The organism is Streptomyces sp. NPDC048462 (assembly GCF_043200175.1).
GTDB lineage: Bacteria > Actinomycetota > Actinomycetes > Streptomycetales > Streptomycetaceae > Streptomyces.
Map to the genome: position 1 here is coordinate 14,832 of NZ_JBICXG010000023.1, position 25,037 is coordinate 39,868.

Genomic DNA, 25,037 nt, shown 5'->3' on the forward strand with positions numbered 1-25,037 from the left:
AGTGGTCGGCCCCGCGCACCTCTGCGTACAGGGCCGGGATGTGGACCGCGGCGTTGCAGAAGGCCTTGACGAGGAAGGGGAAGACGATGCTGTCCTTTTCGCCGGCCAGCAGGAGCGCTGCGACGTGCACCGCGCGGATGTCGGCGAGCGGTCCGGGCTGGATCGGCAGGATGGCGCGGATGGCCGTCACCCTGCTGGATCCGGTCCTGGCCGCGCCCGACCGCAGGGACCTCATGGAGACGCTCACCGCCTGGCTGGAGTCCGACAGCGGGTCCACGTCCGAGATCGCGGAGGTCCTCTACTGCCACCGCAACACCGTGCGCAACCGGCTCGACCGTGTCAGCCGCCTCACCGGACGTTCCCTGCTCAGGCCGGCGGACGCAGCCGCCCTCTACGCCGCTGTCCGGGCCCTCGCACTCCGGCCGCGCTGACCGGGCCGGGTACTCCTACGAGTCGCGCTCCGACACCGGGGGCCCGGCCGGGGCCACACCCCGCGGGTTGTCTCGACGGGTGGACAGCCACGCGTGGACGGCGAGAGCGGTCGTACCGGCGTGCTCCTCCAGCATGGTGAAGTGGTCGCCCGGCACGGTGACTTCCGAGTGCGGCAGGCTCCAGGTGCCCGCCGCCTCGATCCCGGGCAGCGGGTCCCGGGCGCGGACGAAGAGCGTGGGAGCCGACAGCTCCGCGGGTTCCCAGCCGGAGAACCGTTCCAGGTAGCCGGCCATCGCCGTGAGCCGGACGGATTCGGCCGAGGCGAACTGGGCGGCTCTGTCGAGCATTGCGACGGTCATCGCGGAGAGCGCGGGCCCGTCGCCGCCTCCGCCGACGCTGTCGCCGGGGAAGGTGTCGATCAGGACGACGGCGGACGGGCCCGCCCCCGTGGCCTCCAGGCGCTCGGCGACGGCGTGCGCCACCCAGCCCCCGGCCGAACGCCCCAGCAGTACGAACGGCTCGCCGTGCGAGCAGGCGAGGACGGCGGCTGCCTGCGCCGACACGAAGGCGTCCAGTGTGGCGGGCAGGGGCTCGTCCGGCAGGAATCCCGGATTCGGCAGCACCTCGGCAGGCCGCAGGCCCTGGAGGGTCAGCCCGAAGCGGGCGTACTCGTGCGGGCCCGAGAGGGCGCTGAGTGCCGGGAAGCAGAGCAGCCGGGGAAGGGCGGATCCGGTGGCGACGGTGACGGCTGCGGGCGGGGCGCCGAGGGCTTCCGCGCTGTCGAAGGCCTCGCGGAAGCCGGAGGCGATGGTCAGGAGTGCCATGCCGTCCCAAGCCTTGCCGCGGGCGCACGCCGTACGGAAGAGGGCGGACAGCGAGTCGGCGGCGGAACCGCCGGTCGCCGCGCCCCCTTCCGGGGCTGCGTCCGTCGCTCCGGCCGGTGTCACGGGCGTGGTGGTGAGGGTGTCCGGGGCGTTCCTGGAGAACTGTTCCGCCAGGTGGGCGGCGACCGCACCCGGTGTGGGGTGGTCGAACAGGAGCGTGACCGGCAGGGCGAGGCCGGTCACCTTGGCGAGGCGGTTGCGCAGTTCGACCGCGGCCAGTGAGTCGAGGCCCAGCTCGGCCAGTGGCCGGTCCGCGTCGACCGCGGATCCGCCCTCGGTGTAGCCGAGAGCCGCGGCGGCTTCCTCGCGTACTGCCGACAGGAGCAGTGCGCCGTGTTCGCCGGCGGGCGCGGCGGCCAGCCGTTGCGGCAGGGATGCACCGCCCTCGGGTTCCGAGAGCGCCCGGCGGACGGGCCCCTGCCCCGGCATGCGGGAGAGCGGTGCCCCGGGCGGGGCGCTCGCCTCCGGGTTCAGGCGGGCGGCTACCAGGACCGCGTCCCGGCTCCCGACGGCCGTGTCGAAGAGCGCGAGGCCCTCCTCGGTCCGCAGCGGGACGAGGCCTGACCGGGCCATCCGGCGCAGGTCAGCGCTTCGCAGTTCGGCGGTCATGCCGCCGCTCTGCTGCCAGGGCCCCCAGACGAGGGAGGTAGCGGGCAGGCCGGTGCTCCTGCGGTGCTGTGCCAGAGCGTCCAGGAACGAGTTCGCCGCCGCGTAGTTGCCCTGGCCACCGGATCCGAACACCCCCGCCACCGACGAGAACAGGGCGAAGACCGCCAGTTCGCAGTCACGGGTCAGCTCGTGCAGGGCGAGCGCCGCGTCCACCTTCGGCCTCAGCACGCGGTCCAGGCGCTCCGGTGTGAGCGCCGCGATCACGCCGTCGTCGAGCACGCCCGCGGTGTGCACCACGCCGGTCAGCGGGTGCTTGTCCGGCACCTCCGCGAGGAGTGCGGCGAGCGCGGTGCGGTCGGCGACGTCGCACGCGGCCACCGTCACCTCGGCGCCCAGCTCGGTCAGTTCCGCGCTCAGTTCGGCGGTGCCGGGCGCGTCGGCGCCGCGCCGGCCGGCGAGCAGCAGGTGGCGTACGCCGTGCCCGGTCACGAGGTGGCGGGCGAAGGAGGCGCCGAGGGAGCCTGCTCCCCCGGTGATCAGGACGGTCCCCTCGGGATCCAGCCGGCGTGGCGGTTCTTCGTCGGTCGCCGTGCGGGAGGCTCGTACCAGACTGGGTGCGTACGCGATTGCGTCCCGCACGGCCGTCTGTGGTTCCGGGCCCGCCAGGGCCAGCGCCAGGGATGGTTCGGACGCGGGGCTGTCGTCGGTGTCGACCAGTGCGAAACGGCCGGGGTTCTCCGTCTGGGCCGAGCGGAGCAGACCCCATACCGGCGCGCAGACGAGGGCGGTGTCGCCCCTCGCGGTGCGGTCGTCCGGCTCCGCCCCGGTGACGACGGCGCCCGAAGTCAGGATGACCAGGCGGGAGTCGGCCAGGCGTTCCTCGGCGAGCCAGTCCTGCACCAGCCGCAGTGCCCATCCGGCGGTGCGGTGTGCGGCCGACGCGCGGTCCGCGCCGTCCGCAGCGGTGAGCGGCGGACAGGCGACGACGACGGCCGGTGCGTCGGCGCCCGCCGACGCGGGGTCCGCGTACGCCTTCGCCCGGACACCCGACCTGAGGAGGATGTCGCGCAGTCGGGGGCCGGGCTCGCCGAGGAGGCCCCACGTACCCGGCGCCGTGAACGAGGCGGTGGAGCCGGCCAGGCGCGTCCAGTCCAGGCGGAACAGGCAGTCGTCGTGCGCCCGGACCGCGTTCAGCTGCTCGCGGGGAACGGGACGCAGGACCAGCGACCGCACCGTGGCCACCGGGGCTCCGGACCCGTCGGTCAGCTCGAGCCGCGCCCCGTTCTCCGCCGTCGGGGAGACCCGCACCCGCAGCCGGCGCGCCCCGGACGCGTGGAGCCGCACACCGCTCCAGGCGAACGGCAGTGACACCCCGCCGTCCTCCGGCTCGGCCTGCCCGAGCGTCATGGTGTGCAGCGCCGAGTCCAGCAGGGCCGGATGCAGTGTGAACCGGCCGGCGTCGCCGTGTTCGCCGGGCGGGAGCGCGACCTCGGCGAGGAAGTCGTCGCCCAGCCGCCAGGCGGCCCGCAGGCCCTGGAAGGCGGGGCCGTAGTGGAGCCCGCCGTGGGCGAGCCGGTCGTAGAAGCCTTCGCCGGGGCCGGCGTCGAGCGGCAGCGGGACGGCGCCCGCGGGCGGCCACGGGCCGGGTGCGGGGTCGGGCTCCGGCAGTTCCTGGGGCGCGAGGGTCCCGGAGGCGTGGTGGTGCCAGGGTGCGTCGTATCCGGGAGTGTGCGGCCGGGCGTGGAAGACCACGGCCCGCCGGCCGCGTTCGTCCGGACGCGCCACCTTCACCTGCAGCTCGACCGTCGCGTCCCGGGGCAGCGACAGGGCCGCCGTCAGGGTGAGTTCCTCCACTACCGGGGTTCCCACCCGGTCCCCCGCGTGGACCGCCATGTCGACGAACGCCGTCGCGGGGAGCAGCACGGCGCCCAGCACCATGTGGCCGGCCAGCCAGGGGTGATCGCTCAGGGAGAGCGGGCCGCTCAACAGCAGGCCGCCGTCGTCCGCCGTCGAGGTGGCGGACCGCAGGAACGGGTGGGTCGCGGTATCCGGCTCCGCCATGGCTTCCGGCCGGTCGGCCTCCAGCCAGTACCGCCCGCGCTGGAAAGCGTACCTCGGCAGTTCCGTACGGCGTGCGCCGCTTCCGGCGAAGACGGCGTGCCAGTCGATGCCCACCCCGTGGGCGTGCAGTGCGGCGACGGTGGTGAGCAGCGCTTCGGGCTCCGGCCGGCGCCCGCGCAGCGTCGGGACGACCAGCGGCTCGGGCACGGCGGCGTCCGTCGTCCGAGCAGGGGCGTGGGTGCCGTCGGAGAGGCAGTCGCGCACCATGCCCGAGAGCACGCCGTCCGGGCCGAGCTCCACGTAGTGGGTGGCGCCGCGCTCCCGCAGGAACCGGACCGAGTCCGCGAACCGGACCGGGCGGCGTACGTGGTCGACCCAGTGGCCGGGCGAGCGCAGTTCCGCGTCCGTGGCGGGCCGGTCGGTCACGGCCGTCACCAGGGGGACCACCGGCGGGGAGTAGGTGATCCCCCGGGCCACCGCGGCGAAGTCGTCCAGCATGGGTTCCATACGGGCGGAGTGGAAGGCGTGGCTCACCCTTAGCCGCGTGGTGTCACGGCCCTGCCCGCGCCAGTGCGCCATCGCCTCCAGCACCGCGGGCTCGTCGCCGGAGAGGACCACCGAGCGGCCGTTCAGGGCCGCGATGGACATCTCCCGCTCCCGGCCGGTGAGGAAGGCGGCGATCTCGTTCTCGTCGGCCTGTACGGCGGCCATCGCCCCGCCCGTGGGGAGTTCGTCCATCAGACGGCCCCGTGCCGCCACCAGCGTGCAGGCGTCGGAGAGGGAGAGCACCCCGGCGGCGTGTGCGGCCGTCAGCTCTCCGACGGAGTGCCCCGCCACGAGGTCGGGGCGTACGCCCCAGGACTCCAGCAGCCGGAACAGGGCCACTTCCAGGGCGAACAGAGCGGGTTGCGCGTACCGCGTCGTGTGCAGGAGCTCTTCTCCCTCCGGCCCCCCGGCGCCCGCGAACACCACCTCCCGCAGCGGCACGGGAAGCAGCGGATCCAGCAGGGCGCAGGTCTCGTCGAAGGAGCGGGCGTAGGCGGGATGGGTCTCGTAGAGTTCCCGGCCCATCCCGGCGCGCTGGCTGCCCTGACCGGTGAAGAGGAAGACGACCGGGCCTGCCGCGCGGGGGCCGCTGCTGCTCACGTCCGGCCGCTGCCGTCCTTCGGCGACCGCGCCGAGGGCGGCGAGCAGCCCGGCCCGGTCGGCGGCCACCGCCACCGCGCGGTGCTCGAAGGCGGCGCGGGTCGTGGCCTGGGAGAACCCGAAGTCCAGCAGGCTCGTGCCGGGGCGGGCGCTCACTTCGTCGTGCAGCCGCCGGGCCTGCGCCCGGAGTCCGTCGGCGCTCCTCGATGACAGCGGTACCGGCACGGGCGGGCTGTCCCGCACGGCCGGGGTGCTGTTGTCCGGGGCGCCGCGGTCCGCTTCGGGCGGCTGTTCGAGGACCACGTGGGCGTTGGTCCCGCTGATCCCGAAGGACGACACGCCCGCCCGCCTGGGGCGGCCGGTCCGGGGCCACGGCACCGGCCGGGTGAGCAGCGACACCGCTCCCGAGGCCCAGTCCACCCGAGGCGTCGGCTCGTCGGCGTGCAGTGTGCGGGGCAGCACGCCGTACTCCATCGCCTTGACCATCTTCATCACGGCGGCCATGCCCGCCGCGGCCTGGGTGTGCCCGAGGTTCGACTTGACCGAGCCCAGCCACAGCGGGTTCTCCCGCGCCCCAGCCTGCCCGTAGGTGGCGAGGAAGGCCTGCGCCTCGATGACGTCGCCCAGCCGGGTGCCGGTGCCGTGTGCCTCCACCGCGTCGATCTCGGCGGGCTCCAGCCGCGCGTCGGCCAGGGCCTGGCGGATCACCCGTTGCTGGGCCGGTCCGTGCGGTGCGGTCAGGCCGTTGCTCGCACCGTCCTGGTTCACCGCGGAGCCACGAACCACGGCCAGTACCCGGTAGCCGGCACGTCGCGCCTCGGACAGCCGTGTCAGCAGCAGCATTCCGGCGCCCTCGGCCCATCCGGTGCCGTCCGCCGACGCGGCGAACGCCTTGCAGCGGCCGTCCGCGGCCAGCGCGCGCTGTCTGCTGAACTCCACGAAGGAGTTGGGCCCGGACATGATGGTGACGCCGCCCGCCAGGGCGAGTGAGCACTCGCCCCTGCGCAGTGCCTGGGCTGCCAGGTGCAGGGCCACCAACGACGACGAGCACGCCGTGTCCACGGTGATCGCCGGCCCTTCCAGGCCGAGGGTGTAGGCGATGCGGCCGGAGGCGACGCTGCCCGCGTTCCCGATTCCGAGGTGGCCCTCCACCTGCTCGGGTGTGCGGGCGAACCGGTCGGCGTAGTCGCTGTACATGAGCCCGGCGTACACACCGGTGGGCGTCCCGCGCACGGTGCCGGGATCGATTCCGGCATGCTCGAAGGCCTCCCAGGCGACTTCGAGCAGCAGCCGGTGCTGGGGGTCCATGGCCAGCGCCTCGCGGGGCGAGATGCCGAAGAACGCCGGGTCGAAGCGGTCCACCCCGGACAGGAATCCGCCCTCGCGCACGTACGTCCGGCCGGCCCGCCCGGGATCGGGGTCGAACAGCCCCTCGATGTCCCATCCCCGGTCGGTGGGGAACGGTGTGATGGCGTCGACCCCGTCGTCGACGAGCCGCCACAGGTCCTGCGGGGACTCCACGCCGCCCGGGAAGCGGCACGCCATCCCGACGATCACCACGGGGTCGTCGTCCGTGCCGGTCCCGTGTGCGCGGGTGGTCGCGGCGCCGGCCGGTTCGCCGGTGAGCCGTGCCCGCAGGTGGGCTGTCATCTCCGCCGTGGTGGGGAAGTCGAAGGCGGCGGCCTCGGACAGCGAGAGGCCGGTCGCCGCAGAGAGGCGGCCGGCCAGCGCGGTCGACGTCAGCGAGTCGAGGCCCAGGTCGCGGAACGCGGTGCCCGGCTCCACCTCTTCGACGGCGCAGCCCAGTACGGCGGCGACCTCACCCCGCACCAGAGCCGGCAGATCCAGCGATCCCGTCACCGCGGGCGAGGCGGTGCCGGCCTCCGGCGGCCTCGCCGGAAGGTCGGCGGGGGCGTACCTCTTGGGCTTCCCCGAAGCGGTACGCGGGATTGCGGCCACCTCGTGGAAGGCGGCGGGGACCTTGAACGGTGACAGGTGCTCGCGGCAGGCGGCCAGGACCGCTCGTCTGTCGAGGGTGCCTGGTGTCTGCGGCACGAGGTAGGCGACCGGTACCTCACCGAGTACGTCGTCGGGGCGGCCTGTCACCGCGGCGTCCTTGACCTCAGGCAGCGACAGGAGTAACGCCTCCACCTCCGAGGGGTGGACGTTCTCGCCGGCGCGGATGATCAGTTCGCTGACCCGGCCCGTGATGGTGACTTGGCCGTCGTCATCGATGCGGGCGAGGTCGCCGGTGCGGTACCACCCGTCACGCAGGACGTCGGCGGTGTCGTCGGGCCGGCCGTGGTACCCGGCCATGACGCCGGGCCCAGAGACCCACAACTCGCCCTCGCCCGGGGCTGCACCGCCGCTCGCGCTGCCGTCGGTTCCGCTGGTTCCGTCTCCGAGGCGTGCCCGGGTGCCCGGCAGGACCCGGCCGCACGAGCCGGCCGGCCGGGCGGCGCCCGGGACCGGCATGGTGACGGGCCCCGCCTCGGTGCTCCCGTAGTGCTCGATGAACGGGACCCCGCAGGCCTCCTCGAAGGCGCGCCCGAAGTCGGGCGCCGCCGCCACGCCTCCGCTGACGCAGCCCCGGAGCGCGGGAGCCCGCAACCCTTCGCCGCCTGCGGCGTCCATGAGCTTGCCGTACGTCGTCGGCACACCGGCCAGCAAGGTGAACGGGTTCTTCGTCCGGCGCAGTTCACCCAGCACGTCGGTCACGGAGAACCTCGGCAGGATCACGGCGGAGGCGCCCGTCGCCGTCACCCCGATGACGCAGAGGATCTGGCCCATGGCGTGGTGGAGGGGCAGCGGCCAGAGCAGCCGGTCGTCCCGGGACAGGCCGAGGACGTCGACGAGGCCGGAGGCCACGTTGGACAGGCGGTTGCGCTGCGTGGACAGCACGCCCTTGGGCGCACCGGTCGAGCCGGAGGTGTAGAGCAGCCATGCCGCCTCGTCGGGCCCGAGGTCGTCCGGAGCGGGGACGGGGGGTTCGCCGGCGGCCAGGTCCTCGTAGGAGAGCGTGCCGGCCGTGCCGACCGCGGCGTCGCCACCGCCCGCATGGATGAGTACCACGCTCAGCTGGGGTCGCTCCGGCAGGAGTTGGCGCAGCGGGCCCAGATGGGGCCGGTCGGTGATGACGACCTTCGCTCCGCTGTCGTCCAGCATGTGGGCGAGCTCGGCCGGGGTGCTGCGCGCGTCCATCGGCACACCCACCGCGCCCGCTCTGGTGACGGCCAGAACGCTCTCCACGGCCTCGACGCGATTGCCGAGGAGGATCGCCGCCCGCTCGCCGTGCAGCAGCCCCAGTCCGGCCAGATGGCCGGCCAGCCGGCCGGTCCGCGACTCCAGCTCCTCGTAGGTCACCCGGGACCGGGAGTCTTGGAACGCGACCTTGGAGCCGATGCCGCGCGCATGCTCCTTGAGCAGCTCGGGCAGTGGCCGGATCCGGTCTGAGCGTGATGTCACCGGGACGAACACATCCTCTTCGAGAGGCAGTTGACGTTGACGCGAGTATGGATCGGCAGGCGGTTGGGCCCGTCACATTTTCGAACCGGGCGTGTTGGCGGGTCGCGGAGACCCTGCCTGTGGAGCGGTTGGCTCGTTCCCGTCCGTGGCCGCTCGGTGCCTGTTCCGTTTCTCGTGGTTCGGACCGATGCTGACCGGACGAATACGGGCGGGGCGGGCGGACGGGGAGCGCGTGTGACGGTCAGGGCATCGGACGGAGCGGACAGCGATCACGAGAAGCGGGCGGGAGCCGAGGCGGTCGACGAGGTGGCGGCGGCCGGGGCCCAGGAGGTGATGACGCCCTTCGACGAGATCTACGACCGGCCCGATCCCCGGGCCTTCTTCGGCGCCTTCCGGCCGCTGGGCTACCGGACCCCGCACCATGCACAGCAGATCCACCGCCGGCTGATCGCGACCGGCGTGTGCGCGGCAGGGGCCGGGGCGGTCCTGGACATCTGCTGCTCCTACGGCATCAACGCGGCCCTGCTGAACCACGATCTGACGCTGGATGAGCTGTACGACCACTACACCTCACCCAGGGCCTCGGCGATGACCACCGTGGAACTGGCTTCCTGGGACCGCGAGTTCTACCGGTCCAGGCGCCGCCCGGACGCGGTCCCCGTGTTCGGGCTCGACGCGGCGTCCAACGCCGTCGCCTACGCACGCGAGGTGGGCCTGCTGGACGAGGCCTTCGGGGAGAACCTGGAACTCGCGCCGCCCTCCGCCGCCCTGCTGCGGGCGGCCCGGCGCGTCCGTCTGATCACCGTCACGGGCGGCGCCAGCTTCCTGTCGTCGCGCACCTTCCGGCCACTTCTGGAGTCGGCCGAGGCCCCGGTCTGGGTGGCCTCGCTGGTGCTGCGTACCGGCTCCTACCGGCCCATCGCGGAGTGTCTTGAGTCGTTCGGGCTGGTCACGGAGAAGGCCGTCCCCCACACCTTCGTACAGCGACGCTTCACCGGCCCGAAGGAGCGGCACTTCGCCGTCGAGGCGGTGACCGCGACCGGCGAGGACCCCCGGGGGAAGGAGACGGACGGCCATTTCCACACCGCCGCCCATCTCTCCCGTCCCGCCCGGGACACCCTCTCGTACCCGGTCAACAGCCTGGTTCGCGCTTCCTGAGCGGCTCACGCACCTGGGGTGGGCGGCAGCTGGGCCGGCTCCGTCCGTGGCCAGGTCACCAGAAGACTCTCAGGGCTGCGTGAGGTGGTCCCCACCCGCCAGTTGACGGAGTCCGGCGGCTGCGCGAGCCGGAGCCCGGGGAACCTGGCCGCCAGGCGGTGCAGGGCCAGCTGGAGTTCCGTCCGGGCCAGCCACGCGCCCAGGCAGTAGTGCGGTCCGGCGCCGAAGGACAGGGTGGGGGCCTCCAGGGGTGCGAACAGGTCGTCCGCCGTGCTCGGCGGGAAGACGGCGGGGTCGCGGTTGGCCATGCCGCAGTCCGCCAGGACCACCGCTCCGGCCGGGATCAGCACGCCCCCGACGTCGACGCCCTCGGTCGCGCGGCGGGTGCTTCCTCGGTCGTCGCCCAGGGGGATCAGGTGGAGCAGCCGGTCGGCCACCGCGCCGGACTCCTCCCCCGCGACCGCGAGGAGCGGCCAGGCCTGCGCCCTCTCGGTGAGCAGGTAGAGGAGCGAGTTGCCGAGCATGGTCATCGTGCTGTCGTGTCCGCCGACCACCAGCCCGCAGACGAGGCTGACCAGTTGCGCCTCGGGGATGCCTCCCTCCTCGTCGGCGGCCCGGACCAGGCCACTCACCAGATCGTCCCCGGGCTCGCGCCGCCGTGCCCTGAGGAGCTGTGCGCCGAACTCGGAGAACTCCGCCATGGCGGCGCCCACCTCGTCGCCGCAGCGGGAGCCGTCCGTGAAGGCGTGATCGCTCCAGTGCCGCATCCGCTCACGCGCGGAGTCGTCGAGCCCCATCAGCCGGCTGATCACGGCCACCGGCAACGGCATCGTGAACTCCGCGACGATGTCCACCGGGCCTTCGCGCCGGTCCAGCCCGTCCAGCAGCTGCTCCACGATCGCCGCGATCCAGGGCTGCCACCGGGCGACGGCCCTCGGGGTGAAGGCGCGGCGCAGCGTGCGGCGCAGCCGCAGGTGCTCGGGGCCGTCCTGGTTGAACATCAGGTCCGGGTCGTTGACCAGCCCAGGCGTCTGCGTGACGGACGGCCCGTCCGCCGCGTACAGCTCGGCGCGGCCGAACCGGCTGTCGCTGAGCACCTGCCTGACATCGGGGTACCGGCTGACGAGCCAGGCCGGTGAGCCGTCCGTGAGCTCGGTGAGCCGTGGCGGGCCCGGGGCGGCGAACTCCATGCGGTGGAGCGGGGCCAACAGCGGTTGGGGACCGGCGCTGTTGCCGGTGCCGACTGCGGTGGACAAGTTACCTCCTGGCGGTACGGGTGCGGAGGGCCGGCGGAGGGCCGGGCCGGGAAGACGCGGAGGGGCCCGCTTAGGGCGTCACAACTCGACCAGCACCTTGCCCTGGTTGGCCCCCCGGTCGTGGTAGAGGCTCCCGTAGGCCGCGGGGATGCGGTCGAAGCCGTGGTGGAGGGTGTGGTCACAGACCACCTCACCCCGCCGGACCCTGCCGCCCAGCTCGGCGTGGAGCGCCTGCCAGTTCTCGTCGGTGAACCACTCCAGGGAGAAGATCCCGCGCACGGTGGCCCGCGGGAACATGATGTACGGAAGGAGCCGGGGGCCCACCGCGTCCTGGCCGACCTGGGTCGCCCACTGCCAGCACACCGCCACCTGGCTGCCGACGTTGAGCATGGAGAAGACCACGTCGGTGACGGCTCCGCCGAGGTTGTCGAAGTAGCGGTCCACGCCGTCGGGAGCCGCGCGGGCGAGCGCGTCGCGCACGCTGTCGGCGCTGTCGCCCTGCCGGTAGACGACGACCTCGTCGAACCCCAGCCCCGACAGGTACCGCGCCTTCTGCGGGCTCGACGTCGTGCCGACCACACGGGCCCCTGCGAGCCGGGCCAGCTGGCCGACCAGGGTCCCCACCGCGCCCGACGCGCCGCTGATCACCAGGGTGTCTCCCGGTCCCGCGTCGAGGAAGGTCGCGAGCGTGCCCCAGGCGGTCATGCCCGGCCCGCCCATCGCGCTCAGTGCCGTCGCCAGGGGCAGCGTGTCGTCGTACCAGCTCGGGTCGAGGCGGCGGAAGGCGGGGAACACCATCGGGAAGGTACCCGTCTGCCACAGGGATTCCACGCCGGCGCTGACCAGGTGGGAACGCCAGCCGCCGAAGCCCTGCACGAGATCTCCCGGCCGGTGCGCGGCCCGCGGGCCCGCGTCCAGCACTTCCATGATCGAGTCGGCGCCCATGTGCCGGCCCAGCGGGGTGTCCAGCGCGATGCCCTGGAGGTAGGGGTCGACCGAGACGTACAGCGTCTTGAGGAGCATCTCGTCGGGTGCGAGGTCCACGTCGATGTCGCGGACGATCTTCTCGTAGATCCGGTCGACGTCGGGGGTGCCCTCGACGTGTTCGCGGACGACCCACTCCTTGATCTTCACTTCTGCTCCTGTTCCGCACCGGTGGGGACGAGGACGGTCGCGGCGGGGCGCTCGGGGCGCGCTCCGACCGGAATGACGAGGTGGGTCGGCGGCGGCCCGTGCTCGTCGAGGGACGCCGTGAACGCCCGTCCGTCGTCACGGCAGACGAACTGCATGACGTGCCGGCCCGCCGCCGCCGCGCGGATCAGTCCGCCCGTCGTCGCCCACACGCCGGACAGGTAGAAGTTCTCCAGGCCCGGAAGTCCGGGGCCGTGCTTCTTGACGAGTTCCTCCAGGGTTTCGCCGCTCTCCACGAACGGCTGCCATCCGAGGACGGTCCCGTCGTGGTTGCCCGTGTATCTGACCTGGGTGAGCGGGCTGGACACGTCGCGTACGGCGATGGCGTCCCCGATGCCGGGGTACCGCTCCTCCAGGAACTTCACGAGCGCCGTGCGTGCCCGCCGTTTGGCCGCGTAGTAGCCGCGGCCGTGGCGCACGGGGAGCGTGTGGAGCTCCTGGCCGCCCCGGCTCCGGGTGACCTGCTCCGGCCCTTCGTCCAGGGCTCGCCAGGGGGCGATGTCACAGAAGTAGGTGGCGTAGACGACGCTCGTGCCGGCCGGCGAGAGCTCGGGGTAGTGGCGGCTGCGGAACTGGACGTTGATGCTGCGGTGGCGGATGCCGGTCAGCTCGGCCGCCTGCGCCTCGTCCAGCAGGTAGGTGGTGCACGGATCGCCCTCGGGGAAGGGCCGTTTGAGGCCCAGGAAGAGGGTGAAGTAGCCGGGAAACACCATGCCCGGTTCATTGAGGGTTTCGGTGTAGAGCCGCCGGTAGGCGTCGTTCAGATAGCGGCCTCCCAGTAGTTTCATCATGGTGGTGGGCCCGTCGCAGGCGGACACGACGATGTCCGCGCGCAGCTCCCGGCCGTCGCTGAGGCGTACGCCGACCGCCCGGTCGTCCTCGACGATCACCTCCTCGACCTTGGTGTTGTACGTGACCCGGCCGCCGAGCCGCCGGTAGCGCTGCTCGATCGACTCGGCCAGGCCGAGCGATCCGCCCTCGGGAACGCCGGCCGAGAGGTTGGCGTGCGAGGCGAGCTGGAAGTGGGTCGGCAGTACGGGGAAGGCCGGGTGCTTCTCGTACAGGACGAAGTTGAACGCCTCTCTCAGGAGCGGGTCCTTGAACCTGGCCGAGTACTCCGACATCAGCACCGAGATCGACTTGCGGACGGCGTTGAAGTACGGGACGAACGACGCCAGCATGCGCCATCGCTCCACCCGCCCCATCAGTCCCACCGGTTTGAGGAACGGGTAGACGGCGAGCGCCTTGCGGAAGGAACGCAGCCGGCGGCAGAAGTCCCTGATCTGTTTCGCGTCGGCGGGCGAGAGGTCGGTGAGGTGGTCCTGCAGCCGGTCCGGGTCGGAGTAGAAGTAGACCGCTCTGCCGTCCTGGCCCCGCACGATGTTGAACACGTCGAAGTGACGTACCTCCTTGCCCTGCAGCGCGCCGAGCTCCAGCCAGATCTGGTGCATCTCGTTGCCGGGGCCGCTGCCGAGCATCCAGCTGACGCAGGCGTCGAGCGTGAAGTCGCCGCGTTCCCAGGCGGTGCAGCAGCCTCCCGGGATCTCGTGCATCTCCAGAACCTGGGAGCGGTAGCCGTTCATCTGCGCGTAGCAGCCGGTGGAGAGGCCGCCGAGCCCCGCACCAATGATGATCATGGTCTGTCTGTCGTGCGGCGCCCGCGCCGAAGGCCTGTTCGTCACTGTCCTGTCCGTGTTCACGAGCCCGTTCCCTCCCTGGCTGACCACCGGTCGAGCTGGGGAAGCGTGCCCAGCCTGTCCGGGTGCCAGGGGTCGGTGCCGCCGCTCTCCCAGGCCTTGAACGGGAGGCCCAGCTCCTCGCACAGGTACTGGGTGGCGAAGCGGCCGGTGGAGGCGGCACGGATCAGGCCGCCCATGCCGACCCACTGGCCGGCCATGGAGAACCCGCTGAGTCCGGGCAGCCGCATCCGGTCCTTGCCGACCAGGCCGGCGGAGACGTCGTCGGCGTCGGAGAACGCCTTCCAGGCCAGGATCGAGCCGTTGTGGTTCCCGGTGTAGCGCCGGGTCGTCGCCGGTGAGGCCACGTCCACCAGGTCGATCCGCTCGGCCGTGCCCGGCCAGAGCCGGCCCAGGAACCGCCGTACGAAGTCGGCCACCTTGCGCTTCTGAGCCCAGTAGGCCTTGCGATCGCTCTGGCGCAGCGCCTTCCAGTAGGCGTAGTCGCTGAAGTAGGTGCAGTGGACCACCGACTTCCCGGGCGGTGCGAAGCCGTCCGAGTAGCGCGAGCGCAGCTGAACGACCAGGCTGCTCTGGAGCGCGCCGGGCAGTTCCGCGGCCTCCTCGGGCGGGAGCAGGTACGTGGTGCTGTGGGCGTCCCCGGTGGGGAGGTCGCCGTGGACGCCGACGAACGCGGAGACCACGGCGGGGAACAGCGTTCCGGGACGTTCCAGGAGTTCGGTGTAGAGCTTGTCGATCCTGGCTCCGGTGTATCTGCCCCCCAGCAGGTCGTAGACCGTGGTGTGCCCGTCGCAGGCCGACACGACGTGGTCGGCGTAGTACCTCCTGCCGTTGCGGAGCTCGATTCCGACGGCCCGGTCGTGGTCCACCAGCACCCTCTCGGTGCGGGCGCGGTAGGTCACCGTCCCGCCGAGTCCGGTGTAGCGCTCCTCGACCGACCGGGCGAGGCCGAGTGAACCGCCCTGCGGGAAGCCCGCGTTGCCGTGGTAGGCGCTGGCCATGTTGAACAGGTACGGGAGCAGCGGGAAGCCCTCCGGGTCCTGGAAGAAGATGTTCCGGAAGGCTCTGCGCAGCAGCGGGTCCTCGAACCGGTCCGCGAACCGGTGCATCGGGGTGGCGGCGGTGCGCCAGAAGAGGCGGAACGCCGGCAGTACGGTGCGCAGCGTCGCCGCCCTCTCCCGTACGGTCCGCAGGGCGGGCGCGGTCAGGAACGGGTAGAGCTCGATCTCCGTGAACCTGCGCAGGTCGCGGCAGAAGGAGCGGATGAGCCGTGCGTCGGGGGGCGAGACGCGCAGCAGGTGCGCCTCCAGGCGGGCCGGATCGTTCCAGAAGGTCACGGACCTGCCGTCGTCGTCGACGACCTTGTTGAACAGGTCGAAGTTCCTGACCGTCTTGCCGTCGAGCGCGCCCAGCTCGCGCCAGACCTGGTTGGCGTCGTTGCCCGCGGCGGTGCCGATCAGCCATTCGATGCAGTAGTCGAAGAGGTAGCCGTCGCGGGACCAGGCCGTGCAGCATCCGCCGGGCAGCACGTGTTTCTCGAAGATGCGGGTCCGCATCCCGCTCATCTGCGCGTAGCAGCCGGTGGACAGCCCTGCCACACCCGCGCCGATGACGATGACGCGGGGGGCGCTGCCGGGCGTGCGGTGCGGGCTCTCCCAGTCGTCCTCATCCGGCATGGTCGGCGTCCCCCGTGAGAAGGGCGCGTACCAGGGCGGCGTTGCGCGGGAGGTGTTTGGGGTCGAGCATGTCGGCGTGGGTCCCGGAGCCCCGCAGGACGTGCGTGGCGCGGGTGGAACTGCCGTGCCAGGTGCCGGGGGCGCCGACGGCGTAGAGACCCGCCTTCTCCTCGTCGGTCACGACGCCGACCGAGGCCGCCACCGTCCCGGTGTTGGGGGTCCTGCCGCAGAAGCCCACGTACTCGGCCGCGTGCTCCAGGACGGTCTTGGCGACGATCTCGGAGCCGGTGTGCTGGTACAGGTGCCGGCCCAGCTCCGCCTCGAAGATCCGCACGCCGTCCTCGCCCGGCTCGTACGTCTCCAGGATGCGGCGGGAGTCCAGCACCACGACGTGGGAGACCTCGCGTCCGCGTGATTCGAGCTCCTTGGCCACTTCGAAGGCCAGGTTGCCGCCGAGCGAGTATCCGAGCAGCCGGCAGGGGCCGTCGGGCCCGACGGACTCCACCAGGTCCGCGTAGCGGGCGACCTTGTCGTCACCGGGCACGTAGTTGAACGCGACGATCGGGTAGGGGTCGAGCTGCGCCGCGAAGCCTCGGTAGACGAGCGCGTGGCCACCCGCCGGGGGGAAGCAGAAGACGGGCTGTCCGGGCCCGGGGTTGAAGGTCAGGTACGGCAGCTCCTCGGAGGTCGTGTTGTTGACGAGGTCCGCCACGGCCGCGGCCATGCCGTGCAGGGTCGTGGCCTGGTAGAGGCGGCTGACGGGGACGCCGATGCCGAACTCCGTGCGCAGATGGTGCAGGAGCTCGATCAGCTTGATCGAGCTGCCGCCGGATTCGAAGAAGTCGTCCCCGAGCCCGGCCCGTTCCATCCCGAGCAGCGCTTCCCAGTGCCGGGCCATACTGATCTCGTAGAGGGTCACCGGTGCCTCGTAGGACTCCTGCCGGTCCGCACCGGCCGGCAGCGGCAGCGCTGCGACATCGACCTTTCCGTGTGCGGTGAGCGGCAGCCGCGCAAGCTCGACGACGTGGGAGGGCACCATGAACGCCGGGACCGATCCGGCGAGATGGCGGCGCACGGCCCGCCGGTCGAGCGTCGCCCCGGGCTCCGGGACGCAGTAGGCGCAGAGGGTCGCGTCTCCCGCGGCGTCGGGGCGGACGGCCACCACCGCGCGGGCGAGGCCGGGCCAGCTCGCCAGATGTGCCTCGATCTCCGCGACCTCGATCCGGTGGCCGCGCAGTTTGACCTGGTGGTCGCTGCGTCCGAGCAGGTGCATCCGGCCGTGTGTGTCCCAGCGCGCCAGGTCGCCCGTCCGGTAAAGCCGTACCGGTTCGGCGCCCGGCTCGCGGCTCAGGTTCCGCGTCACGAAGCGTCGCGCCGTCTGCTCCGGGTCCCCGGCGTACCCGGTCGCGACGCCCTCGCCGCCGATCCACAGTTCGCCGGGCACGCCGGGCGGGACGGGTTCGCCGTGGTCGTCCAGGACATGGAGTGTGCTGTTCGCCAGGGGGCGGCCGATCGGCACCATGAGACCGGGCTCGAGCCCGTCGGCGGGCCCCTCGAAGAAGGCGCTGTCGATGGTGGCCTCGGTGACGCCGTAGGAGTTGATCACCCTGGTCCCGGGACCGCACAGACCGCGCAGCCGCTCGTACTCCGCCACCTTCCAGGCATCGGAGCCGACCACCAGGAGGTTCATGAAGTCGAGCCGTTCGCCGGTTCGCTCGCAGTGGTCCATCAGGCCCCGCACGACGGCGGGGACGAACTCCGCGCAGTCGACCCGTTCCGTCCGCATCGTGCGGTACAGCCGGGATGTGTCGAAGATCAGGTCCCGGTCGGCCAGCACCAGCCGGCCGCCCGAGCACAGGGCGCGGACCAGGTCGCCGGTGAACACGTCGAACGAGGGCTCGGCCATCTGGAGATGGACGCGCGCCCCGTCCGTCAGCCGGTATTCCTGGGCCCACGCCGCGTACGCCGAGGCGAGGCTGCGGTGGCTGACCCGTACTGCCTTGGGCCGGCCGGTGGATCCCGAGGTGTTGATGACGTAGGCGGGCGAGTCGAGGTCGGTGGCCCCCTGCGGGACGGGCCCCCCGGACTCCGTCGGGCGCAGCTCCGCCGGGGTCAGCACGGTGGCGGGCAGACCCTGGGCCCACGCGGTGCGCGTGTCGTCGACGACGACGAGGGTGGCCTGCGCGATGCCCAGTACATGGGCGACGCGGTCGGCGGGCTGGTCGGGGTGGACCGGCAGATAGGCGCCGCCCGCCCTGAGTACGGCGAGGAGGGTGACGACCAGTTCCGGTGACTTGTCGAGGCACAGGGCCACGACGGAGCCCTCCGTCACACCCAGCTCGCGCAGCCGCCGGGCCCTGGCGTCGGCCCTGCGGTCGAGCTCGCCGTACGTGAGGTGTTCCGTGGCGCCCCGCAGGGCGGGCACGGAGACGGCGACGGCCTCGGGGTGGGCGGCGGCGATGTCTGCGACCAGCTGGTGGACGGCCCGGTCCGGGCCCGGTTCCCGTCCGGCGGCGGGCAGCCGGGAGGCGCCGCTCCATTCGGTGACCAGCTGCTCGCGCTCCTGGGAGCCGAGCATCTCCAGCCTCGGGGTGGGCAGTTCCGCGGCCGCTCGCGTCATGCTGTCGAGCAGCTGGACGTAGTGCGCGGCCATGCGGCGGACGGTCCGGGGCAGGAAGAGGTCGGTGTTGTACTTGAGGACGCAGTGGAAGCGGCCCTCCGCCTCGTCCTCGTAGACCGACAGGGTGACGTCGAACTGTCCTTCCTCTTCGGGGAGTTCGATGTACTCCAGCCGGTAGCCGTACTGCTCGGTGGCCACCTTGTGGGTGAGCAGGATGAACATCGCCTGGAACACGGCCGAGCGGCTGGGGTCGTGCTGGAGGCCCAGTTCGTCGACCAGCAGGACGAACGGGTACTCCTGGTTGTCCAGGCCGTTGAGGACCGTTCTGCGGACCTGCTCCAGCAGCTCCGCGACCGTGGGGCCCGCCGACAGGTCGGCGTGCAGCGGCAGCGGGTTGACGAAGTAGCCGTAGACCGAGGCGAACTCCTGGTGGGTGCGGCCGGTCACCGGGCTTCCGACGACGACGTGGTCCTGGCCGGAGTAGCGGTGCAGCAGGATGTAGTAGGCGCTGAGCAGCACCATGAACGGCGTCACGCCGTGCTCCTGGGCCAGCGCGTGCACCCGGGCACTCAGATCGGCGTCGAGTACGAAGAACTCGGAGGCGCCGTTGTGCGTCTGCACCGCGGGACGGGGCCGGTCCACCGGCAGGTCCAGGAGCGGGACCTCGGCGGGCAGGTGGGAGCGCCAGTACTCGAGCATTCCGCCGGCCTCGGGCCCTGCCAGGAACCGGTTCTGCTGATTGAGGAAGTCCAGGTACCGGGCGCCCACCGGCTGGAGGGAGGGTTCGCGGCCCTGCTTCAGCGCCTCGTACACGGCGAGCAGTTCCTCGATGAAGGTGAACGTCGAGATCGCGTCCGAGACGATGTGGTGGACGGCCTTCATGATGACCCAGCGGCACGGCCCGCGCTTGAAGAGCCGGAACCGCACCAGCCGGTCGTGTTCGAGGTCGTACGGCTTGCGGTACTCGCGGATGATGGTGCGCCGGATGTCCTCCCAGCCCTGGCCCTGGACGTCGAACAGGCCCAGGTCGGGCTCGGTGCCGGAGGTCGTGCGCTGCACCGGCAGCCCGTCCTCCAGATGGAAGTTGGCGCGCAGCGCCGGATGGCGCGCGACGAGCCTGCGCACCGCCTCGAACATCAGCTCCGGTTCGAGTTCGGCGCGCACCTCGACGGCGCCGCCGATGTTGTACGCGTAGCCGTCGGGGTTGAGCTGCTTGAGGAACCAGAGGGCTTTCTGGTTCTGGGTCAGGGGGTGGTTCAGCTCGTCGGTGAACACCTCGATGTCGCTCCCGCCGCTCTCCCCGGCACCGCCGGCCGCGACCCGTTCGGCCAGGCCGTCGTACAGCCGCGCGGCCAGCTCCCCGACGGAGGCGCCGCTGAGCAGGGCGACGACCGGCAGGGCGATACCGAGATCGGCCTGCGTCCTGGCGCGGAGCTCCATCGCGAGGAGCGAGTCGAGCCCCAGTCCGGTGAGCCCGGCGGCGGGGTCGATCTCGTGCGCGGCGGTGCGCAGGACCGTGGCGGTGAGCGCCGTGAACCGGTCGATGACCAAGCGGCGGCGCTCCGCCTCCCCGGCGTCGCGGAAGGCGTCGAGGAATCCGCCGCCCTCATCCGCGGCGTGTTCCTGGGCGGCCTCGGCCAGTTCGGTGACCAGCGGAGGCGGTGAGTCGTACCAGGCCAGGAAGGTCTGCCAGTCGACGACCGTGGCGACGAGCAGCTGTGCCCGGTCCTGTCCGATGACGCGTTCCAGGACGCTCATCCCGGCTTCCGGGGACAGCGAGCTCATGCCCCGGCTGTGGAGGTAGTGGTCGACCAGGCCCAGTTCCTCGATCATGCCCGTGGCCCAGGGGCCCCAGTCGAGGCTCAGTGCCGGCAGGCCGTGCGCACGGCGCCGATGGGCCAGCGCGTCCAGGAAGGCGTTGCCCGCCGCATAGTTGGTCTGGCCCGCGGTCGTCAGCAGCGAGGCGATCGAGGCGAAGAGCACGAAGTGTTCGAGCGGCTCGTCCCGCAGGTGCTTGTCCAGCAGGTAGGCGCCGACGGCCTTCGGGTCGAGGACCGCGTCGAACGTGGCGCGGTCCATGTCGGCGACGAGCCTGTCCCGCACCTGTCCTGCCAGGTGGAACACGCCGCGCACGGGCGGCGCCCCGCCCCGCCGGTGCTCGTCGAGCCAACCGGTCAGGGCCTGTTCGTCGGTCACGTCGACCGGTGCCAGGACCGTCTGCGCTCCTGCGGCCTCCAGCTCCCGCAGGAGCGCCACGGCCTTGCCCTGCGCCGTCGCCGGGTCGGTCTCCCGCCATGTGTCGCGCGCGGGTACGGGTGTCCGGCTCATCAGGATGAGACGGCGGGCTCCGCGCTTGACCAGCGTCCGGCACAGCAGCCGTCCGAGTGCCCCGAAGGCCCCGGTGACGAGATAGCTTCCGTCCCCCCGCAGGCGCAGCGGCAGTGGCCTCGTCAGACCGTCGGCGGGCCGGATGCGGCTGGTCGCCCGGCGGTCGCCGCGCAGTCCGATTTCCTCCTCGTCGTCGCTGAGGAACTCGCGCAGCAGCGCTTCGGCCTCCGCCCGGACGCCGGGCGCGCCGGGTTCCCGATCGGGGTCGAGGTCGACCAGCTTGCCCCGGTGGCCGGCCAGCTCCTGGTGCCGGAGCACGCGCGTGACGCCCCAGGCGGGCGCGCCGAGCGGTTCGGGCGCCTCCCCCGGTGACACGGGCTGGGCGCCGCGGGTGACCACGTGCAGCCGTCCGCCGGTCTGCCGGGCCAGCAGGATCCGCGCGAGCGCGACCAGGGAGTAGGCCCCGGTGTCCGCGGCCCGTGCCAGATCCTGGCGCTCGGAGTCGGCGATGCCGGGCAGATCCAGGTTCCACAGATGCACGACCGTGCCTCGGAAGGCCGCGCCGTCGCGGTCCAGTCCGGCGAAGAGCTGTTCCAGCCTCGCGCCGCAGTCCGGTGCACCGGGTAATTCGCCGGCGCCTGCGGGCCGGTCGTCGAAGTCGTCCAGCCGTACCGTGCGGCAGCGATCGCCCCGCGCGGTCACCAGTTCCGCGAAGGCGTCCCCCACTCCCCCGTTGTCCGCCAGGACCAGCCAGTCCTGCGGCTCGTCCGGGCCGGGCCCCTGGGCGACCGCCCCGGAGGCCGCCGCCCAGGGACGGTCGGTCCAGACGGGTTCCGCGAGCCAGGAGTCGACGGTGCTCCGGGAGACGGCCCCCGAGGCCTTCTCCACGTCGGCCGCGCGGAACCCCCGCATGCGGCCCAGCGCCGTCCCGTCCTCGGCGTACAGCGCGAGGTCACCGACCAGTGCGTCGCCATCCTGGCGGCGCACCGTGCCGTGCACCCAAAGGGGCTGGTCACCGACGGGTGACACGCTCATCTCGTCGAGCGACAGGGGTAACCGGATGCCGGTGCCCGGCGGCGGTGTCGTCCCGGCCAGGAGCTGCGGCGTCAGCAGGGCCTGGAAGCAGGCGTCCAGCAGGACCGGGTGGATATGGTGGTCCGCCGCTCCGCCTCCGATAGCTGCGGGCGGAGCGATCCGCGCCAGCACCTCGTCCGTGCCGATCCAGACCTCCTCGATGGCCCGGAAGGCGGGGCCGTACTGGTAGCCCAGCGCGGCCAGCGCCGTGTAGCACTCCTGGTTGTCCAGCCGGCGCGGGCAGCGTTCCCTGATCGGGCCGGCGTGCAGCGGCGGCCCCGCCGAGCGGCGCTGCGCGGTGCGGACCACTCCGCTCGCGTGCACCACCCGGTCCGCCTCGGGCCCCGCCGCTGCCGACGCGACGACGAAGGCGCCGTCCTCCAGCGAAACGGAGAGGTGGACCGTGCGGGCCTCGTCCTCGGCCAGGAAGAGCGCCTTGCGCAGATCGATGTCGGACAGTCCGACGTCCGTGCCCCCGGTCAGCTCCCGTACGGCCTGTGCGGCCATCTCCAGGTAGCCGGCCGCGGGGAAGACCACGGATTCCTGAATGCGGTGATCGGCGAGGTACGGCAGCCTCTCGGTGTCCAGCCGGGCCTGCCAGGTCGGGTCGGTGTGGTCCGTGCGGCGGCCCAGCAGGGGATGGTCGAGCAGACCGAGGCGGACCTGTGCGACGGATTCGGGCTCCGTCCAGTGGCGGTCGCGGCGCCAGGGGTAGCGGGGCAGCGGGACCGTCCGCCCTGCGGGCTGGAGTTCGTCCCACGCGATGTCGAGCCCGAGGTTGTGCAGCGTCGCCAGGGAGAGGGCGAAGCGCTCGGGTTCGTCCTCCGCGCGGCGCACCGAGGGCACCGAGACGCCGGTGCGGCCCTTTGCCTCCAGGCATTCGCGGATGGCATGCCCGAGGACCGGGTGGGGGCCGATTTCGAGGAACAGCCGGTGGCCGTCGTCGGCCAGCCGGTCCACGGCGGCGTGGAAGCGCACCCGGTCGCGGACGTTCTTCCACCAGTAGGCGGCATCGAGCTCGACGTGCTCCGCGACACCCTCCTGGCCGGTGAGGTGAACCGGGACCGTGGCGGGACGGGGCTCGATGCCGGCGAGCGCGGTGAGGAGTTCGTCCTTGATCCGGTCCATCGCGGCGCTGTGGTAAGGTACCTCCACCGCGAGGAACTTGGTGAAGACCTGCTCGGTGCGCAGTTCGTCGGCCAGCGCTGCCAGCGCCGTCCCGTCCCCGGCCAGGGTGACCGAGCCGGGGCTGTTGACGGCGGCCACGGAGATCCGGTCCCCGTAGGGGCGCACCCGGCGGTCGGCCTCGGCCTCGGGCAGTCCGACGGCGAGCATGGTGCCCGTCCCGGAAAGGGTGTGCTGGAGCCGGCTGCGGTGGACGGCGATCCTGACCGCGTCCTCCAGGGAGTAGACGCCCGCCTCGTAGAAGGCCGCGATCTCGCCGGTGCTGTGCCCGACCACGGCGTCCGGGTGGATGCCGTACGAGCGCCACAGGGCCGCGAGGCCGATCTGTACGGCGAAGTTGGCGGGCTGTGCGAGCCAGGTCTCCGCCATCCGCGACCGGCTCTCGTCGGCGGCCATCTCGTCCATCAGGGACCACCCGGCGATCTTCCGGATCTCCCGGTCGCACGCGGTGACCGCGTCCCGGAACACCGGCTCGCTCGCCAGCAGGCCCCGGCCCATGGCCCACCACTGCGGGCCCATGCCGGTGAACACCCAGACCAGGCGCCGGTCGGGGGCGTCCAGTTGCCGCCCCTGGGCCACCCGGGGATGCGGTTCGCCCCGCAGGTATGTCTCCAGCGCCTCCTCCAGGGACTCCTTGGAGGAGTAGACGACGGAGAGCCGCGACTCGAGGTGCTGGCGCCGGTGGGCGAGCGTGTGGCCGAGGTCGTCGAGTGCGACGGCGGGGCCGTGGCCTCCGGCGAGCTCGCGGCTGATCCCCCGCGCCAGCTGCGGGAGGGCGTCCGGGTGACGTGTGGTCAGGGGCAGAATGCTCCAGGTGCGCTCCGGCGGCCGGACGACGGACGGTGACGTCCTGGGGCGCCGGTGGCTCTCGGCGCGCGCCGTGTGCGCGGGTGCCTCCTCCAGGACCGCGTGCGCGTTGGTCCCGCCGAAACCGAAGGCGTTCACTCCGGCCCGTGCGGGTCCCTCGTGCTCGGGCCAGTCCGTCACCCTGGCCGGGATGTCGTACGGGGAGGAACCGCGGTCGATGGCGGGGTTGATCCTTTCGAGGTTGATGTGGGGCGGGATCAGGCGGTGCTTGAGGGCGAGGGCGGTCTTGATCAGTCCGGCGATCCCGGCAGCGGACTCCGTGTGCCCGATGTTGGCCTTCACCGAGCCGACGAAGCAGGCGGCTCCCGGGGCGCGTCCGATGGCGAGTGCCCGGGACAGGGCGTTGGCCTCGATCGGGTCGCCCACGGGGGTCGAGGTGCCGTGCGCCTCCATGTACTGCAGATCCCCGGGGGTGATGCCGGCTTCGGCGCAGACCCGGCGCACGAGTGAGACCTGGGCCTCGCCGTTGGGAACCGTTATGCCGTTGGTCCGGCCGTCCTGGTTGACCCCGCTGCCGGCGATCACCGCGTGGATCGGGTCCCCGTCCCGCAGCGCGTCCTCCAGCCGCTTGAGCGCGACGAGGCCGACGCCCTCCGCGCGGACGTACCCGTCGGCCGAGGCGTCGAAGGTGCGGGAGTGACCGCCCGGCGACAGGAATCCGCCCTTCGTCTCCGCGATGGTGTACTGCGGCGCCATGTGCAGCAGCACGCCGCCCGCGAGGGCGAGTCCGCTCTCTCTTCTGTTCAGGCTCTGGCACGCCAGGTGGACGGCGACCAGGGAAGAGCTGCACGCGGTGTCGACCGAGAGGCTGGGGCCGCGGAAGTCGAAGGAGTGCGAGATCCGGTTCGACACCATCGTCATCATCGTGCCGGTGGCGGTGTGGGCGGCGAGTGTCCCGAAGCCCAGATCCGCGAACTGCAGGATCTTGTAGTCGAGCGTGAACGCGCCCACATAGACGGCCGTGTCACTGCCCGCCAGGTCTGCGGGCCGCTGGCCGCCGTCCTCCAGGGCTTCCCAGGCCACCTCCAGGAGCTTGCGCTGCTGGGGGTCCATGTGGTCGGCCTCGCGCGGGCTGATGCCGAAGAAGGACGGTTCGAACTCGTCGAAGCCCTCGATGTATCCGCCCCTGCCGCCCACGAGGCGGCCGGGCTTGTCCCGGTGTCCGCTCCTGAGTGTGGTGACGTCGTAGCGGTCCGCGGGTGTCGGGATGACGCAGTCCCTGCCGTCCAGCAGGTTCTGCCAGAAGGTCCGGTGGTCCGATGCCTCGCCGGGGAAGCGGCAGCCGATACCGATGATCGCCACTTTGCCCGTTGAAGCATCAGTGATCGCGTCAGCCAAGTTCGCACACTCCTCATCAGGTGGTCACGCTGCCGGGAGGCAGCGCCGAA

8 protein-coding genes are annotated in these 25,037 nt (G+C 72.4%); 2 read left to right on the forward strand and 6 right to left on the reverse strand.

Going from position 1 to position 25,037, the window contains the following annotated elements:
- Positions 1-86: 86 nt before the first annotated feature.
- Complete coding sequence (locus ACGFU6_RS29960) at positions 87-431, forward strand: helix-turn-helix domain-containing protein (RefSeq protein WP_393615413.1); 345 nt, start codon at positions 87-89, stop codon at positions 429-431.
- Positions 432-446: 15 nt separating this feature from the next.
- On the opposite strand, the gene ACGFU6_RS29965 is transcribed toward ACGFU6_RS29960, so the two are convergent.
- Positions 447-8,597, reverse strand: a complete 8,151-nt coding sequence (locus tag ACGFU6_RS29965; RefSeq protein ID WP_393615414.1) for a type I polyketide synthase — start codon at positions 8,595-8,597, stop codon at positions 447-449.
- A 234-nt stretch (positions 8,598-8,831) separates the two neighbouring features.
- On the opposite strand from ACGFU6_RS29965, the gene ACGFU6_RS29970 reads away from it, so the two are divergent.
- Positions 8,832-9,755, forward strand: a complete 924-nt coding sequence (locus tag ACGFU6_RS29970) for a hypothetical protein (protein WP_393615416.1) — start codon at positions 8,832-8,834, stop codon at positions 9,753-9,755.
- A gap of 5 nt (positions 9,756-9,760) precedes the next feature.
- On the opposite strand, the gene ACGFU6_RS29975 is transcribed toward ACGFU6_RS29970, so the two are convergent.
- The 5 genes from ACGFU6_RS29975 to ACGFU6_RS29995 form a co-directional block, all read right to left on the reverse strand.
- Positions 9,761-10,945 carry a cytochrome P450 gene (locus ACGFU6_RS29975; protein WP_393615508.1) on the reverse strand — a complete coding sequence of 395 codons (1,185 nt, stop codon included), beginning with the start codon at positions 10,943-10,945 and terminating at the stop codon, positions 9,761-9,763.
- A 144-nt stretch (positions 10,946-11,089) separates the two neighbouring features.
- Complete coding sequence (locus ACGFU6_RS29980) at positions 11,090-12,145, reverse strand: MDR family NADP-dependent oxidoreductase (RefSeq protein WP_393615417.1); 1,056 nt, start codon at positions 12,143-12,145, stop codon at positions 11,090-11,092.
- Complete coding sequence (locus tag ACGFU6_RS29985) at positions 12,142-13,839, reverse strand: phytoene desaturase family protein (protein ID WP_393615418.1); 1,698 nt, start codon at positions 13,837-13,839, stop codon at positions 12,142-12,144. Before ACGFU6_RS29985 ends, ACGFU6_RS29980 begins: the two co-directional genes overlap by 4 nt.
- Positions 13,840-13,898: 59 nt before the next feature.
- A complete protein-coding gene (locus tag ACGFU6_RS29990; protein WP_393615419.1) occupies positions 13,899-15,575 on the reverse strand; it encodes a phytoene desaturase family protein in 1,677 nt (558 codons plus the stop codon).
- Positions 15,565-24,987: an amino acid adenylation domain-containing protein gene (locus tag ACGFU6_RS29995; RefSeq protein ID WP_393615420.1), complete on the reverse strand. Its 9,423-nt coding sequence runs from the start codon at positions 24,985-24,987 to the stop codon at positions 15,565-15,567. The genes ACGFU6_RS29990 and ACGFU6_RS29995 overlap by 11 nt, the downstream gene beginning before the upstream one ends.
- Between the last annotated feature and the right edge of the window lie 50 nt (positions 24,988-25,037).

What these genes read in the sequence shown, in the direction of transcription:
- ACGFU6_RS29960 (WP_393615413.1), top strand. Translation starts at nt 87, where the DNA reads ATGCTGTCCTTTTCGCCGGCCAGCAGGAGCGCTGCGACGTGCACCGCG.
- ACGFU6_RS29975 (WP_393615508.1), bottom strand. Translation starts at nt 10,945, where the DNA reads ATGGAGTTCGCCGCCCCGGGCCCGCCACGGCTCACCGAGCTCACGGAC.
- ACGFU6_RS29985 (WP_393615418.1), bottom strand. Translation starts at nt 13,839, where the DNA reads ATGATCATCATTGGTGCGGGGCTCGGCGGCCTCTCCACCGGCTGCTAC.
- ACGFU6_RS29990 (WP_393615419.1), bottom strand. Translation starts at nt 15,575, where the DNA reads ATGCCGGATGAGGACGACTGGGAGAGCCCGCACCGCACGCCCGGCAGC.